This window comes from Mucilaginibacter terrae, from assembly GCF_031951985.1.
GTDB classification, from domain to species: domain Bacteria; phylum Bacteroidota; class Bacteroidia; order Sphingobacteriales; family Sphingobacteriaceae; genus Mucilaginibacter; species Mucilaginibacter terrae_A.
The window spans coordinates 2,823,070-2,839,661 of record NZ_JAVLVU010000001.1 but is presented as its reverse complement, the minus strand read 5'-3'; the positions used below and the strand labels follow the sequence as shown (position 1 = coordinate 2,839,661).

General features: G+C 43.0%; 15 protein-coding genes and 2 pseudogenes. 13 read left to right on the top strand and 4 right to left on the bottom strand.

The genetic code is table 11. From position 1 onward, the window contains the following. Nucleotides 1-7: 7 nt before the first annotated feature. The gene (locus QE417_RS12005; protein WP_311950229.1) at nt 8-1,039 is read right to left on the bottom strand and encodes a sensor histidine kinase; all 1,032 of its coding nucleotides are present in this window, start codon (nt 1,037-1,039) and stop codon (nt 8-10) included. 186 nt (nt 1,040-1,225) lie between these two features. Here QE417_RS12005 and QE417_RS12000 point away from each other — a divergent pair, with 186 nt between their 5' ends. From QE417_RS12000 to QE417_RS11985, 4 genes are all read left to right on the top strand, one after another. Next, entirely contained in the window at nt 1,226-3,628 is a 2,403-nt protein-coding gene (locus QE417_RS12000) for an outer membrane beta-barrel family protein (protein WP_311950227.1), read from the top strand. Between the two features lie 93 nt (nt 3,629-3,721). Further along, a complete protein-coding gene (locus QE417_RS11995) occupies nt 3,722-4,729 on the top strand; it encodes an NAD(P)H-dependent glycerol-3-phosphate dehydrogenase (protein ID WP_311950225.1) in 1,008 nt (335 codons plus the stop codon). Nucleotides 4,730-4,756: 27 nt separating this feature from the next. Further along, a complete protein-coding gene (locus tag QE417_RS11990; protein ID WP_311950223.1) occupies nt 4,757-5,113 on the top strand; it encodes a hypothetical protein in 357 nt (118 codons plus the stop codon). Nucleotides 5,114-5,171: 58 nt separating this feature from the next. Next, on the top strand, nt 5,172-5,492 hold the full coding sequence (locus tag QE417_RS11985) for a hypothetical protein (RefSeq protein ID WP_311950221.1): 321 nt from the start codon (nt 5,172-5,174) through the stop codon (nt 5,490-5,492). A gap of 91 nt (nt 5,493-5,583) precedes the next feature. Here QE417_RS11985 and QE417_RS11980 read toward each other — a convergent pair whose 3' ends face one another. Then, nucleotides 5,584-7,419 (bottom strand): DEAD/DEAH box helicase, encoded by a 1,836-nt coding sequence (locus tag QE417_RS11980; RefSeq protein ID WP_311950219.1) that lies wholly within the window; start codon nt 7,417-7,419, stop codon nt 5,584-5,586. A gap of 158 nt (nt 7,420-7,577) precedes the next feature. Between QE417_RS11980 and QE417_RS11975 the strand changes: the two genes are divergently transcribed. Beyond that, nucleotides 7,578-8,453, top strand: coding sequence for an alpha/beta fold hydrolase (locus tag QE417_RS11975; RefSeq protein ID WP_311950217.1), 876 nt, complete (start codon nt 7,578-7,580; stop codon nt 8,451-8,453). A gap of 1 nt (nt 8,454) precedes the next feature. Here the strand turns inward: QE417_RS11975 and QE417_RS11970 are convergent, their stop codons facing one another. Further along, nucleotides 8,455-8,922, bottom strand: coding sequence for a DUF4293 domain-containing protein (locus QE417_RS11970; protein ID WP_311950215.1), 468 nt, complete (start codon nt 8,920-8,922; stop codon nt 8,455-8,457). Nucleotides 8,923-9,007: 85 nt separating this feature from the next. On the opposite strand from QE417_RS11970, the gene truA reads away from it, so the two are divergent. Then, nucleotides 9,008-9,823 carry a tRNA pseudouridine(38-40) synthase TruA gene (gene truA / locus QE417_RS11965; protein ID WP_311950212.1) on the top strand — a complete coding sequence of 272 codons (816 nt, stop codon included), beginning with the start codon at nt 9,008-9,010 and terminating at the stop codon, nt 9,821-9,823. 116 nt (nt 9,824-9,939) lie between these two features. Continuing rightward, nucleotides 9,940-11,742 (top strand): ABC transporter ATP-binding protein, encoded by a 1,803-nt coding sequence (locus QE417_RS11960; protein ID WP_311950209.1) that lies wholly within the window; start codon nt 9,940-9,942, stop codon nt 11,740-11,742. A gap of 95 nt (nt 11,743-11,837) precedes the next feature. On the opposite strand, the gene QE417_RS11955 is transcribed toward QE417_RS11960, so the two are convergent. After that, complete coding sequence (locus QE417_RS11955) at nt 11,838-12,032, bottom strand: hypothetical protein (protein WP_311950208.1); 195 nt, start codon at nt 12,030-12,032, stop codon at nt 11,838-11,840. A 193-nt stretch (nt 12,033-12,225) separates the two neighbouring features. Between QE417_RS11955 and QE417_RS11950 the strand changes: the two genes are divergently transcribed. The 6 genes and pseudogenes from QE417_RS11950 to QE417_RS11925 all read left to right on the top strand — a co-directional run bounded on the left by QE417_RS11950 (nt 12,226) and on the right by QE417_RS11925 (nt 16,497). After that, on the top strand, nt 12,226-13,104 hold the full coding sequence (locus tag QE417_RS11950) for a cell division protein FtsX (protein WP_311950206.1): 879 nt from the start codon (nt 12,226-12,228) through the stop codon (nt 13,102-13,104). Nucleotides 13,105-13,109: 5 nt separating this feature from the next. Beyond that, nucleotides 13,110-13,382, top strand: coding sequence for a DUF3098 domain-containing protein (locus QE417_RS11945; RefSeq protein ID WP_311950204.1), 273 nt, complete (start codon nt 13,110-13,112; stop codon nt 13,380-13,382). A 3-nt stretch (nt 13,383-13,385) separates the two neighbouring features. Next, a pseudogene (locus tag QE417_RS11940) lies at nt 13,386-14,193 on the top strand (undecaprenyl-diphosphate phosphatase). Nucleotides 14,194-14,341: 148 nt separating this feature from the next. Next, nucleotides 14,342-15,037, top strand: a pseudogene (truB, locus tag QE417_RS11935) (tRNA pseudouridine(55) synthase TruB); the annotation flags it as partial. Further along, the gene (locus tag QE417_RS11930) at nt 15,011-15,568 is read left to right on the top strand and encodes an endonuclease domain-containing protein (RefSeq protein ID WP_311954651.1); all 558 of its coding nucleotides are present in this window, start codon (nt 15,011-15,013) and stop codon (nt 15,566-15,568) included. The pseudogene truB and the gene QE417_RS11930, both read left to right, overlap by 27 nt. Then, nucleotides 15,565-16,497, top strand: coding sequence for a bifunctional riboflavin kinase/FAD synthetase (locus tag QE417_RS11925; protein ID WP_311950203.1), 933 nt, complete (start codon nt 15,565-15,567; stop codon nt 16,495-16,497). The genes QE417_RS11930 and QE417_RS11925 overlap by 4 nt, the downstream gene beginning before the upstream one ends. The last annotated feature ends 95 nt before the right edge of the window (nt 16,498-16,592 follow it).

Genomic DNA, 16,592 nt, shown 5'->3' with positions numbered 1-16,592 from the left:
GTTTAGGCTAAAGTTCGATGTTTAAAGTGGTTTTATAAGTTTGCCCGTTTTCCGAGATCAATAGATCGTGTTTACCGGGGTAGATAAGTTCGAGCCGACGGCGAATGTTGACTAAGCCAACCCCGCTCGAGTGGTCTTTTTGATGGTGACTAATTTTGTTGCTTACCGTGAACATCAGCCTGTTGGCTATTGCTTTGAGGTGAATGCGAACCGGTCGCTGAGGATCGTCGACCGCTCCATGTTTAAAGGCGTTTTCTACAAAGGGAATAAGTACGAGCGAAGCCAGGCGTTTACCGGCAATATCGCCCTCAACTTTAAAATCAACATGAAAATTATCCTCAAACCGCAGGCGATATATGTCGATGTAGTTGTTCAGATAATCTACCTCCTTTTCCAGATCGATCAGGCCGTCGGGACTTTCGGTTAGCATGTAGCGCATCAATTGCGATAGCTTGATAATGGCATCGGCCAGTTTATCTGATACCGGGTAGGCCAGCGAGTAAATATAATTGAGCGTATTGTATAAAAAGTGTGGATTGATCTGCGATTTCAGGAAAGCCAGCTCGGCTTTGATTTTTTCTTCGCGGAGCTGCTTATTTTCTCGCTCCTGGCGATAAGCATAGGTTAAACCCCATGCAGCGCTGCTGAATATAATAGCAGGCAGTCCACGGTAGAGGTTATCTAACATATAATGCTTAAAAGTAGTGTCGTTACTATAATTATGAAATCCGAATAGCAGATCGTATAACTTCTCCTCAAGCAGGTAACGCGTAAAAATAAACACAAAGGGGGTAGCCAGTGCACCAAGCACAGCAACAAAGCGTAGTTTTCTATTAAAAAATCCGGGCAGTATTAAGGAATAGTAGTAATAGAACACACTCATTAACGACAGGAGATAGCTCAATTGCAGTAAGAGCGAAACTTTTGGAAAGGATATTTCATTTCCCGAGAAGTAGAGTATGCCCACAAAGCAATAGGCTAAGTAAGCCAGCCAGGCCAGCACGTGCAGTAACACTATCCGCTTTTTTGTCATGGCCATAAAAGTACGGCATTTGTTATTTGCCTTACAAAAATTTACACCAACACCCCATTTTGTTATTCCAACACGTAACACACTGCTTTTACCGGTTGGGATAAGATTTTAGCCTGTTGGTGTAGTATAATTTATATACGTATGAGCTAACTGCACCTTTGAACCGTCAACCCAAACACAATTTTCGAGATCATGAAAAAGTTAGCCCTAATAGTAATCGTCCTTATTTTAAAAGCATCACATTCATTTGCCCAAACCGGCAGCATAGGCGGTACCGTAAAAAACAGCAAAGCCGAACCACTTACCGGGGCCAGCGTTCAGTTGCTGCACCTGCCCGATTCGGCCCAAGCCGCCGCCCAAATGGCCGATGGCAATGGCGCTTATCTGTTCAAAAATTTAAAAAACGGAGCGTATGTAATTAAAGTTAGCCTGATGGGATTTGCAACCCAATGCAGCAATCACATTAATTATACAGGAGCCGCTATTGCCGTGCCGCTCATTACCTTAACCGAACAAAGCAAAGCACTTAACGCCGTTACCGTAACCAGTACCGTACCTCAACTGGAACAAAAAAGCGACCGCCTGGTGGTAAACGTCGAAAAAATGATAACCACCGGCGACAATGCCCTCGAGGTGTTAAAGAAAGCTCCCGGCATTAAGCTGGATAAAGACGATAACATTTTGTACCACAACAACGGTGGGGTTAACGTGATGATAGATGGCCGCATGACCTACATGAGCAGTGCCGAAATAAGCAATTACCTTAAAACCTTACCGGGCAACGCCATTAGTAAAATTGAGTTGATGGCCAATCCGCCGGCCAATTTTGATGCTGCGGGTACGGCTGGCGTTATTAACATCATCATGAAACGTAATAAATTGCAAGGCTTTAATGGTACGGCTACTGCCAATACAGGTTATGGTACGTATGGCAAGCTTTCGGGTGGATTAAACTTGAATTACAATGTGGGTAAAATAAGCGTATTTACACGCAACAACGGCGGCTACTCCAACTCGTATAACAAACTTAATTTGGGACGCCAGATTGGTGCCGAGCTTTACAATCAGGAAAATTACTGGCACCCCATCAGCAATTACGTTAATTATACCGCTGGTGCCGATTACTTTGCCAGCAAACGCAGCACATTGGGCATCATGTTCAGGGGAGGAGCATCGCCGCAAAATGCTGATGTAACCAGTAATTCGGTAACGCTGAACAGCGCCGGGCAGCAAACCGGAAGCGTGGCTATGACTAAACCACAATATACCAATACGCACACCTATGCCTTAAACTTAAACTACGCTTTTGCAATAGATTCATTAGGTCAAAAATTGAGTTTCGATGGTGATTACATCCGTAGCAACAGTGTGAGCAACGAGGAGTTTAGCAATGTGTACTATAATGGCGCAGGTAACCGTATTGGCGATACCATTAAACTGCGCAACAATACCCCGGCTAACTATAACATCCGATCGTTAAAGGTTGATTATGTTTGGCCGTTTGCCAAAACCTGGCGCTTTGAAACCGGCTGGAAAAGCAGTTGGGTAAGCTCGGATAACAATGCCCGCTTCGACTCATTGAAAACACAGGGCTGGGTGAATGACAATCGCCGTAGCAATCATTTTTTATACAATGAAAATATTAATGCTGGTTACCTTACGCTCAATAAAACTTTAGGCAAAAAATGGGAATTTAAAGCAGGCTTACGTACCGAGCAAACCATATCAAAAGGTAACTCTATTACCACAGCACAGGTAACCAACCGCAATTACTGGAGACTTTTCCCGAGCGTGTTTGCCACTTATAAAATTAATGCCAATAACCAGTTGAATGCTTCGTACACAGAGCGGATCAGTCGCCCGGGCTATGGTAACCTTAACCCGTTCACTTTTTACAGCGACCCGTATACCGCCATACAGGGTAATCCAAATTTGCAGCCATCGTTCTCAAAATCGTTTGGGTTTAATTACACTTATAAAAGTTTCCAGGTATTGAGCCTGAGCTACCGCCGGGTAAACAATTCGGTAACCACCGTAATTACCCAAAACGACCAAACCAAGGAAAGTATAGCCATCTATCAAAACCTCGGCAACACCAGCAACCTGAGCATTAGCACAGGAGGTAGCTTTAATATCGTAAAGTGGTGGAACGTAACCGTTAACCTTGATGGCTCGTATGATAAAGTAATGGCGGCCAGTCAAAACCTTAATTATAATTCGAGCCGGTTTTCATGGTCGGGCTCAACCGATCAAACTTTTACCTTGCCTAAAAGCTTCCGTGTGCAATTATCGGCCATGTATTACTCGCCATCAATATCGGGCTTGGCGCGCACGCTGTCGGGTTCGCAAATTGATGCCGCCATTAACAAAACCTTTATGAATAAAAAAGCAACCATCAGTTTTAAAGTGCGCGACGTGTTTTTTGGCAACCGTTACCGTAGCGTATTGCAGTACAACAACATTAACACCACCTGGCAAAACGAATGGGAAAGCCGCCGCTTTAGCCTTGGCTTTACTTACCAGTTTGGCAACATGAAGTTAAAAACTGCCCGCGAACGCAACAGTGGAGCAGCGAGCGAGATGAACAGAATGTAATATTTAAAAATTAGAGTTGAAAATTCGAAATTCAAATTCCGAAACATACCTTTGTCAACACGGTTAATAACTATAAACCGTAACGTACAAAGAATGCAAGGGCAGCCAAATAAAATTCTGGTGGTAGGAGGGGGCAGTTGGGCCACCGCTAATATTAAAATGCTTACCGATAATACTACCTCTAAAGAGATTTTTTGGTGGATGCGTAACGCCGAAGCTGTAGAGCATGTGCAGCAATACGGGCACAACCCTAATTATTTAAGTTCGGTTGAAATAAAGGTGCTTGCACAAAATATATCAACCAACCTTAAAGCATTAATTGCCGAGGCCGATTTTGTTTTGCTCAACGTACCGGCAGCATTTTTAAAACAGGCGCTCACCGGCATTACCCCGCAAGATTTTGAGGGCAAAAAGGTTATATCGGCCATCAAAGGCATAGTACCCGATGAAAACCTTATTATAGGCGAGTTTTTGCATAAGTACTATAACATTCCGTTCGAAAAATTTTTGGTTATCAGCGGGCCCTGTCATGCCGAGGAGGTGGCTTTAGAAAAGCTATCCTACCTTACTATTGCTTCGGCCGATACTATTTTAGCAGCTGAGTTTGCCGGCATGTTGAGCACGCGCTATATTAAAACCATCGTATCTGATGATATTTATGGTACAGAATACGCCGCAGTGCTAAAAAACATTTATGCCGTAGCCAGTGGCATATGCCACGGCGTGGGTTATGGTGATAATTTTCAGGCGGTATTAATTTCTAACGCCATTCGCGAGATGAAAGATTTTGTGGATGCCGTGCACCCTATTGACCGCGATATTAAAGAGAGCGCCTACCTGGGCGATTTGCTGGTTACCGCCTATTCGCAGTTTAGCCGTAACCGTACTTTTGGTAACATGATAGGTAAGGGCTACACTGTAACCTCGGCTCAATTAGAAATGAATATGGTTGCCGAGGGATACTATGCAGTAAATTGTCTACACCAGGTTAATAAACACTATACAGTGAGCATGCCTATATGTGAAGCTGTATACCGTGTTTTATACAAAAAACAGTCTCCCGTACTGGAAATGAAGCGTTTGGCCGAACAATTGAGTTAGTATATTTACATTAACTTAATTAATACCATGAAAAACGTTATTAAAGTTGCTTTATTGGCAGCCGGAATATTTATTGCTGCCGATACTCAAGCCCAGATTCTTAAAAAAACAGGTCGTGCCATTGATAGCGGCGCCACTAAAACCGGCCGTGCTATTGGCAAAGGTGCTACAGCCGTTGGCCATGCAGGTAAAAAAACCGGACAAAAAACTGCTGAATTAGCGGTTAAAGGTACTTCGGCTGTAGTTGATAAAAAATACGATAGTAAAGTAGGCCCTCAAGGTCAAACTATTTACATCGATAAAAACTCGGCGTACTATTATGTAAACAAAAAAGGCCAGCATATATATGTAAAAGAATCGGCCCTGGTTAATAAACCCAACTAATTTATTAAGTGCCTGCCATCGGCAGGCACTTATCTATTCTATAAAACCTGCTTTAATCATGAAAACAACTTTACTTGTATTTGTACATGTAATTAGCGCCTTGGTGCTAATTTCTGCCGCCTGTTCCGAAACCGGTAACAGCAAACTCAAAGGCAAATGGCGTTCTCATGATGGTAGCACAAGGCTCGAAATTACAGGCAAACAATTTATATTGAGTGAGCAAACCGAACCTGTTGCCGAAGATTATTTTGTGAAAGGGGATACTATTTTTACCTCGTTTGAAGGAAGTGTGCCTACCAAGTTTGTTATTCAACAATTGGATGCTAAGAACTTGAAATTGTTATACCCCGACTCGGTGAGTGTTGCTTTTGTACGCTAAAACAAAAGCCTCTCCGGTTACGGAAAGGCTTTGTCAAACTAAAACTAACTGCTCAATTCACTCCTGAACTGAGACTTAAAAAACTAAATACTTAGTATCTTTTACGACGCTCGCCACGGTCTTCACGGCGTTTGCCCGAAAAGTCGCGGAAACCACCACCTTCTTTGCGTTCGCTGCCACGGTTGCTGTTGCCACCTTCGCGACGATTGCCACCGCCGCCATAGCCGCTGCCGCCTTCACGTTTTTTGTAGCCACCGCCACCAAAGCCGCCACGGTCACCACCGCGATCACGATCGCCTTCGGCCGATACCTCGATACGAACCTCACGGCCTTTGTATTGAGCTGATTTGAATGCGTTGAAAGCTTGGTCAACATCGCCATTAGCAACCTCTAAGAAAGAGTAAACACCCTTAATATCGATTTTGCCAATTGTACGGCCAACTATGTTGGTTTGGTTACAAAAATAACCTAACAAGTCGCCACGGGTAAACCCGTCTACCGAACCCAGGTTGATGAATAAACGGGTAAAATCGGCATTTGAACCAGAACGTGAAGGTCTTTCACCTTGAGCACCATCGCGGGTAAAGCGGGTATCCTCGGTAACGTTAAGGTCTGGCGCATTTTTGTAATATTCTAAGAAGCTGTTAAATTCAATAGAAGCAAAACGTTTAATAATGTCTTCTTTGCTCAAATCGGCAAACTCGTCCATTATACGTGGCAAGTACTGCTCAATTTGCTGCTCGTTAACTTCAACGTTATGCACTTTGTGTATTAAGCCAAACAATTGTTTTTCGCAAACATCAAAACCGGTTGGTATTTCGGCTTTAATGAATTTTTTGCCAATAACACGCTCTATCTGGCGAATTTTGCCAATCTCTTTAGAGTTAACAATAGCGATAGAGACACCAGTTTTACCGGCACGTGCAGTACGACCGCTGCGGTGGGTATAGTTCTCTATTTCATCAGGTAATGAGTAGTTAATAACGTGTGTAACGTCGTTAACATCAATACCACGGGCGGCTACGTCAGTTGCAATTAGCAATTGCAGGCCACGTTCGCGGTAGCGCTTCATTACCCTGTCGCGTTGTTGTTGCGAAAGGTCACCGTGTAATGAGTCGGCGTTGTAACCGTCTTTTACCAATGATTCGGCAATTTCCTGAGTTTCAATTTTGGTACGGCAAAATACGATACCAAAAATCTCGGGGTTAAAATCAACAATACGTTTAAATGCAGCGTATTTGTCACGGGCACGTACAATGTAGTACTCATGTTCAATATTGGCATTGCCGGTATTCTTTTCGCCCATGGTCAACTCAAAAGGGTCGGTCATGTACTTTTTCGAAATGCGGCGTACCTCGCTTGGCATGGTGGCTGAAAACAGCCATGTTTTTTTATCCTCGGGCGTGGTGGATAAGATACTGTCAATGTCTTCCTGAAAGCCCATATTGAGCATTTCGTCGGCTTCATCCAATACTACAAATTGTACCTGCGAAAAATCAATAGCCTTGCGGTTGATAATATCGAGCATACGGCCCGGGGTAGCAACAACAATCTGTACGCCGCGTTTAATTTGGCGTAACTGATCTGAAATACTTGCTCCGCCATAAACAGCAACAACATTTACGTTTTGCATGTTTTTAGAGTAGTTTTTCAAATCATTGGTGATTTGTAAACAAAGTTCACGTGTAGGGCACAGAATTAGTGCCTGTGGATAATTTTCTTCAAAATCCAGCAGTTCCAATAATGGTAAGCCAAAAGCAGCAGTTTTTCCGGTCCCGGTTTGGGCTAATCCGACAAAATCGTTGCTGCCTGTTAACAATACCGGAATTGACTGATTCTGGATTGGTGTAGGATTTTCAAATCCTAACTCAGTGATGGCATTAACAATATCATGACGGATTCCCAGTTCTAAAAATGGGTTGTTCATGAATTAAAATAACGAATTCGGCAACATCGCCAAATCGGGTGCAAAGGTACGATAAATTAATGTAATTTAAAATATGATATTGAAAATGAGATAGTAATGATAAATAGTATGACAGTGATGGTGTAATATATTTGCAATCAGTAATTTAATAAATGATAATGACTTTATATAAGCAAAGCCTATTAATAATAGCAGCTATATTAATTAGCTGTACCGCTAATGCACAGCGTAAAAAAGTAAAAGCAAATGATGAAGCTTTTGGAAATAATAAAGCTACCGGCCACTACTTAAATACCCGTGGCATTAAACTGTATTATGAAATATATAGCAAGGGCGAACCACTGCTAATTATGCACGCCAACGGAGGCTCTATAAATAATTTTAAAGGGCAGATTCCTTATTTTGCTAAAAACTACCAGGTAATACTTGCCGACAGCCGCGCTCAGGGAAAAACCGTAGATAAAGCCGACTCGTTAAGTTATGAAATGATGGCAGATGATATGAATGCTTTGCTTGATAGTTTACACTTAAAGCAATGTTATGTAATTGGCTGGAGCGATGGTAGTATTAATGCATTGCTGATGGCCATGCGGCATCCTGATAAGGTGGAAAAAATGGTCATTACCGGAGCCAACTTATGCCCAGATACAACCGCACTGGAGCCTTACGTGTTTAACATGATTTCGAGGCAAAATAAAGCATTAGCTGACTCGGTTAAAAAAGTTAAATCGCCGTCGGCCGAATTAAAGAACGAAGTGAAACTTTGGCATATGCTTGCCGTTCAGCCCAATATTAAGGCAGAAGAGTTAAGAAAAATACAGGCTCCCGTATTAGTTATAGGGGGAGACCATGATGTGGTAAAGCCCGAGCATGCCTTATTAATTGCAAAATCAATTCCCAACGCTTATTTATGGATCATTCCGGGCGCGGGCCATGCCACGCCGGTGTATCACGAGCAGGAGTTTAATAAAACAGTAGAGGAATTTTTTAAAAAGCCTTATCAAAAAATAGAAGGCCGTGGCATGTTAAAGTAACTTACCGTAACCTATCGGCCGATTTAATTAATGCTTCATCGCGCTTAATGGCTTTTATTGCAAAAATCATGAGCAATATAGCTATGGGCGATAAAAACAAGCCCATACCAAAGTTATTAGTGTTAAGGGTAATTGCGCCCACCGCACCTTTAACGGTTTGAGCCATCCAAAAGCTGTGCCCAATAATAACCAGTATGGTACTGTAAGCCATTGTAAGCTGCAATTTTCGGTTGCGGAATAAGGATATGATTACCAAAGGCAGCAACGCTACCACTGCGGTAGCTGCCGTAAGTGCCACAAATGCCTGTGTTTGTTGTTGAGCGCCGTTTACATCCTGAAACAAGCCCGTTATCTTAATATTGGTGGGTACGTTATTTAAGTACACATTGTTGGCAATGGTAAACAGGTAAAGAGCAAACAAGGCCAGGCTGGCTAAAAATAAGTATATACTTTGTACGCGTTGTATCATATTAAAGGTATTAGCACGGCAAATATAAAATTGTTTGCCCAAATTATGACTTAACCTTGCCGCAGGGTTTTATTAACTTTGTCCCGTGGCTTATTTACAACGTTATTTTTTAGAACTGGCTTACGACGGTACCCACTATCATGGCTGGCAGGTGCAACCTAATGCCATAAGCGTTCAACAAAAACTGAACGAAGCTTTAGCTATACTTCTTCGCCAGCCGGTGGAAACTTTAGGGGCTGGAAGAACTGATACAGGCGTGCATGCAAGGCAATTGTTTGTGCATCTGGATGTTCAAGCCTCCCAGTCCCCTGAAGGGGGAGCAGATGCAATGGGCAGCGAGCAAAGTTCTAATTCCCCCTTTAAGGGGTCGGGGGGTCGGGGGCTTCGCCTTGAGTCGTTGAACGCTCTTTTGCCGCATGATATTGCCGTAAAGCGCATTATTCCTATTCATGCCGATGCGCATGCACGTTTCGATGCCACACAAAGGTCTTACGAATACCATATACATTTTCAAAAAGATCCGTTTAAACAAAATTATTCGTGGCAGGTAAAAGGGAAGTTGGATGTGGAGGCGATGAATAAAGCGGCTGATATATTGATGGAGTACACTGATTTTAGTTGTTTTAGTAAATCGAATACGCAGGTGTTTACCAATAACTGTAAAATTGTGCTGGCCAAGTGGATTCATCATAATGATGGGTTGGTGTTTCATATATCGGCCGATAGGTTTTTGCGGAATATGGTTCGGGCCATTGTGGGTACGTGTATGATGGTTGGTCGTAGAGAAATTGAGCCCGAAGGCATCCGTACTATCATCGAAAGTAAAAACCGTAGCAACGCCGGAACATCGGTGCCTGCCTGTGGTTTGTATTTAACAGAAGTGAAGTATCCATATCTGTAAAATGTCGAAATTCGAATGTTTAATTTCGAATTTTAAAATATGGCTAACTTTGCATCTGGAATGGAAGCGAAGAACAAATCACTCATTCACTCCTTCAATAATTCACTCATTGGCTAATGTCTAAAGTAACAGGTAAAGCATTCGACTGGCAGTTGCTTAAACGTATAATGGTTTACGTTAAGCCTTACAACCGCACCTTTGTAATAGCGGGCTTGCTTACCGTGTTTTTGGCGGTAATTACCCTGGTTCAGCCCATGCTTATGGAAATTGGGTTGGATAAATATATTCTGGCAGGTAATTATAACGGTTTAGTATTTATTGTAGCATTGATGATAACCCAGTTGGGTATTCAAACCGTTGCCCAATATTATCAAACGTATTTAACCAACGCCTTAGGGCAATCGGTAATCCGCGATTTGCGTATACACGTATTTAATCACGTGATGAGCCTGCGGTTAAAATACTTTGACCGTACACCCATCGGTATGTTGATTACCCGTACCGTGTCTGATTTGGAAACCATTGCCGATATTTTTTCAGAGGGCTTAATTTCTATTGCCGGTGACATGCTTTTGCTCGTTTCCATCATTGGCTATATGCTGATGCAGGATTGGAAGCTAACGCTTATCACCCTCATCCCGCTTCCGTTTTTGTTAGGGGCAACCTATGTTTTTAAAGAAGCTATCAAGTCATCTTTCCAGGATGTGCGCACGCATGTAGCCGCGCTCAATACCTTTTTGCAGGAACATATTTCGGGCATCAGCATTATACAATACTTTTCGCGCGAGGCGCAGGAAATGCGCAAGTTTAATGCCGTGAACGAGAAGTATAGGGATGCCAATATTCGCTCCAATTGGTATTACTCTATCTTTTTCCCGGTGGTAGAGATTTTTATGGCATGCTCCATTGGTTTGCTGGTTTGGTATGGCTGTAAACGTATTTTGAGCGATCAAACCATGGCCTCTATTACCGCCGAAGGTCAGGGCATCACCCCCGGTAAAATACTGGCTTTTATTACGCTATTGAACTTGCTATTCAGACCTATACGCCAGTTGGCCGATAAATTTAATACCCTGCAAATGGGTATGGTGGGTGCCGACCGTATTTTTAAAGTGTTAGATACCGACGAGGTGGCTCCCAACAACGGCACCATAAACTCAGGTGCATTAAAAGGACAAATTGATTTTAAAAACGTTTGGTTTGCCTATAATGATGATAACTGGGTGCTTAAAAATATCAACTTCAGTATACAACCCGGCCAAACATTGGCCTTGGTTGGTGCCACAGGTGCGGGCAAATCATCAACCATCAATATCCTGAACCGTTTTTACGAGATAGGGCAGGGGAGTGTGCATGTAGATGGCGTGGATATTAAAGATTACGAGCTTAACTTTTTACGCTCGCAAATTGCCACTGTAATTCAGGATGTGTTTTTGTTTTCGGATACCATTGCCAACAACATCAGTTTAAACAATCCATCAATAACCCGCGAGCAAATTGTTGAAGCCGCTACCAATGTAGGCGCGCATGAGTTTATTGAGCGTTTGCCCGGCGGGTACGATTATAATGTGATGGAACGCGGCGCAACACTATCGGCCGGTCAGGCACAGTTAATTTCATTTGTACGTGCGCTGGTATATAATCCAGCCATATTGGTGTTGGATGAAGCCACTTCATCTGTTGATACCGAAACCGAAATTTTGATACAAAACGCCATTGATAAACTGATGGACGGCCGAACAGCCATTGTAATTGCACACCGTTTATCAACCATCCAAAAGGCCGATAAGATTATTGTGCTCGACCATGGAGAGATCAAAGAGATGGGCAGCCACCAGGAATTATTGCGCATTGAGGATGGCTATTACCGCAAACTGTACGATCTGCAGTTTAACTCGGCAGGGATAGATAGGGGATAAAGCGATAGAATCAAGAGTACAGAATCAGGAATCAAGACAGCTTCTGTTTCTATGCAGCATCTTATATCTGTAATCCTGATTCTGTACTCTTGATTCTATTCCTTCACCGGGTTTACCGGAGCTTCGCTGTTTTCGCGTTGTTGGGCTACGTTGCCTAAATTTGCGTCTTTGCCATCATAATCCTCGTCTTCTGGCTTTTTTACGGCTTTGCCGCCGTTGTCGTTAGGGCGGTCGGTTGGGGTGTCAGATGGTGATGGTTTATCGTGTTCGTTGGCTGGCTCGGTCATCATGGTAGTTATTGGTTTATGTAATTATAGTAACAGCAGGTTGTGGTGTTTGTTTATGAGGAGGGTTGCAGGCAAACGTTAACGTTAAATTTTGTTAAAAGCCCATGCCTGATACAATGCCTATGGCATTAATAATGAATAAAGTTTTACCTTTAACCAAGCGGATTTTTTAATTTCGCAACCCAACAGGTACGATATGGAAGAATTTGAAGCAAGTACGGCCGCCAAAAAAACCAAAACCATTTACATTTCAACGGTTTTTGGTATTGCTATGGTGCTGCTTATGGTAGGTATGCTGGGATTGATACTGGTGCATGCCAACAACCTTTCGCGCTATATTAAAGAAAATATGGTGGTGAACGTGTTTGTTGACGAAGGTGCCCGCGAAACCGACGTGCTGCAATTTAAGCGTCAGTTGGATGGCAACCGTTACGTTAAACGTACGCAGTACGTAAGTAAAGAGCTTGCCGCCCGTAACCTGCAAAAAGATCTGGGCGAAGATTTTGTGAAGTTTTTGGGTGTTAACCCGCTCTCGCAATCAATCGACGTGTACATGAAAGCCGATTTTGCCAATAATGCCGACTTGACACGTTTTGCCAATGAGCTACGTAAAAATCCGTTGGTAAAAGAGGTTAAATACCAGCAATCGTTGGTAGAGCAAATGAATAAAAACCTCACTAATATCAGTTTAGTAATACTTGCCTTCACGGGCATATTTGTGCTGCTATCGGTGGCGTTAATTAATAACACTATCCGTTTGGCTATTTACTCGCAAAGGTTTTTAATTAAATCAATGCAGTTAGTAGGTGCTACCAAGGCATTTATCCGTAAACCGTTTTTGCTGTATGGTATATGGCATGGGTTATTAGGTGCTTTAATTGCAGCAATTATATTGGTGGGTACGCTTTACCTGGCCTACCGTCAAATACCCGATTTGGTGGTGCTGCAAAACTACTACGAGTTTGGTGTCATATTTGCCGGCATGGCATTATTGGGTATATTCATATCAGGCTTTAGTACATTCCTGGCGGTTAACCGTTTCTTACGATTAAAAATTTATCAACTATACAGATAATTATCATGGCTCAAAAATATGAAAAGCCTGTAGGCGCAACTCCAAGGCCGTCTATCTTAGGTAACACAAAACCAGCAACTGCACCTGTGCAGTTTGTATTCGGCAAAGCTAACTACCAATGGTTGGCTATTAGTGTGCTTATTGTAGCGTTAGGTTTTGTACTGATGTCGGGCACTACCGATATTTATAGCACTACCAAAATTGTTATAGCACCTTTGGTGGTGTTAGCCGGTTTTGGTGTAGGGTTTTATGCCATCATGAAAAAGCCTGCCGCCTAACGCATGAACTTAGTACATGCTATTATTCTGGCCATTATTGAGGGATTAACAGAATTTTTACCAATATCATCAACTGGTCACATGGTCATTGCGTCAGCAATGATGGATATAAAAAAGGATAAAGAAAGTCAAGAATTTCTAAAGTTCTTTATTGTCGCTATTCAACTTGGAGCGATACTTTCGGTTGTAATACTTTATTTTAAACGCTTTTTTAAATCGCTCGATTTTTATTACAAGCTGGTAGTTGCTTTTATCCCGGCCCGCTATATTCGGCGTTCTATTCAGCGATAGAATTGACAAACTTCTTGAAAGCGCCCTCACCGTAGGTATAACGCTTTTTGTAGGAGGTATTATCCTGCTATTTGTGGACAAGTGGTTTAATAATCCTGACTTGAAAGAAGATGGCGATGTAAGTTATGCAACAGCGCTAAAAATAGGCTTGTTCCAGTGTATCGCCATGATTCCAGGAACCTCGCGTTCTGCTGCAACCATTGTAGGTGGCATGTCTCAAAAACTTAGCCGCAAGGCAGCTGCTGAGTTTTCGTTCTTCCTGGCTGTACCCACCATGTTTGCCGCAACTGCCAAAAAACTGCTCGACTTTTTTAAAGATGGCCATACCTTTAGCGGCGAAGAAGTTAAGCTGCTGGTAATAGGTAACGTGGTAGCATTTATAGTTGCCCTGTTAGCCATTCGTACCTTTATTACTTTTTTAGAGAAGAAAGGCTTTGTACTATTTGGCTGGTATCGCATTTTAGTAGGTGCTGTTATTATTGGCCTCTACGCTACCGGGCACAATTTGGAGATAATATAAAAGGATTCAAGAGTACAGAATCAAGAGTCAAGATATTAAAGCGGCCTATCAGCACTGATAGGCCATTTTTTTTAAAGAACTTCAAGTCTTTATTCTTGACTCTTGGCTCTTGATTCTTATTAACTACCTTTGCACTTTACATACTGTTTTGAACGAAGTACATCCAAAATATAAAGACTTCAATTTTGTTGAAGGCGAACTATTACTCATTAATAAGCCCTACCGCTGGACCAGCTTTGATATTGTGGGCAAGGTGCGCAATGCCTTTAAACCCCTCAAGCTAAAGGTTGGCCACGCCGGCACGCTCGATCCGTTAGCTACGGGGCTGCTCATTGTTTGCACCGGCAAAATGACCAAGCAGATTGACACCTTTCAGGCCGAAGAAAAGGAATACACCGGTACGTTTACCCTTGGCGGTACTACCCCGTCATATGATTTGGAAACCGAGGTTGATCAAACCTTTGATATTGCTCACCTGAACGAGCAAATTTTAAGGAATGCCTGCGCACAATTCATTGGCGAAATCCAGCAGTTTCCACCCGCACATTCGGCCATTAAAGTAAACGGCGAGCGCCTTTACCAAAAAGCTCGTCGCGGAGAAGAGGTAGAATTGAAAGCCCGTACGCTTACCATTACCGAATTTGAACTCACCCGCATTGAACTGCCTGAAGTTGATTTCAGGGTAGTATGCAGCAAGGGGACATATATACGCTCATTAGCTAATGATTTTGGAAAAGCGGTGAATAGCGGAGCCTATTTATCAAGATTACGCCGTACCCGCAGCGGTAACTTTAGGATAGAGGATGCGTGGGAGGTAATGGAGTTAGTGAATGTTATAAAAGCGCATAATTCGCCCCACCCAAACCCTCCCCGGGAGGGAGGGCTTCAGGAGAAAGCAGAACTTAGTGATATTCGCGAGTATAGGCAAACAGCCGACCTGAAAAATTACGAGCAATTAAAAGCTAATAGCCGTTCGAATCGACACCTACCTACAGAGGCGGAGGACGTCTTATGGCAATTGTTAAGAAACAACAGTACAGGCTACAAGATAAGACGGCAACATGCTATCGATAACTACATAGCCGATTTCATATGCCTACAAAAAGGCCTTATAATTGAAGTTGACGGTGGCTACCATCAACTTACCCAAGAAGCAGATGATATAAGAACCCAGGCACTCAATCATTGGGGTTTTGAGGTAATCAGGTTTGATAATGATGAAGTTCTCAAAGAACCGCAAAAGGTTTTTGATAAGATAAAGGAAACAATCGATAGCCTTCCCGACAGAAAAGAAGCCCTCCCTCCAGGGGAGGGTTTGGGTGGGGCAATAAGCGAGTTGCCCACTGAAAACGCAGAAGGGGAGGCCACCATATGAAAATCTACCACCACATAGATGATTTTACCCCGCTGCCCAATGCCGTAGTAACTATTGGTACGTTTGATGGGGTACACCAGGGGCACAGGCAAATTATTGCCCGAATAAAAGAGTTAGCTCGCCAAACTGGAGGTGAAACGGTTATTTTAACCTTTTTTCCGCATCCGCGGATGATCATTCATCCCGAGGATCAGAGCCTGAAGCTGATCAGTACGATTGATGAGCGTGCGGCGTTGCTGGAAGAATTGGGCATCGATCATTTGATCATTACCCCTTTCTCACGAGATTTTTCGAACCAAACGGCTGAAGCTTATATACGCGATGTATTGGTGAAACGAATAGGCACCCGTACCATCATTATTGGCTACGATCATCGTTTTGGTAAAGACCGCCAGGGCGAGCTAAAAGACCTGCAAACCGCCGGGCCGCTCTATGGCTTCGAAGTAATTGAAATACCCGAGCAGGACATTAACCACGTGGCGGTAAGTTCAACCCGCATACGCGAAGCGTTGTTAAAAAGCGATATTGAGCAGGCGAATACCTTTTTAGGCTATCCGTTTTTTATTACCGGCAAAGTGATACGGGGCAACCAGATAGGCCGGCAATTGGGTTATCCAACGGCTAATTTACTGGTAGAGGAAGGTTATAAGCTCATTCCGGCCGATGGCATATTTTCGGCCACAGTGCAAATTGGCGAGGAAACATTTAAAGGCATGGCCTATATTGGTCACCGCCCTACTATTAACGGCATGACGCGTAATATCGAGGTCAATCTGTTTGATTTCGATCGCGATATTTATAACCAAACCGTGCAAATGAACTTTCACCACTTTATCAGGCATGACGTTAAATTCTCGTCGCTCGAAGGCTTAAAAGAACAATTGGCGCAGGATAAGGTGGATGTAATGGCTATACTGAAGGATCTTTAACAATTTCTTATCAGTAGCAAAATTTTAACTAATCTTCATATATTGCGTTTAAGTGATGCTTTGCCATGGACTATGGACCATTGTCTATCGGCTCA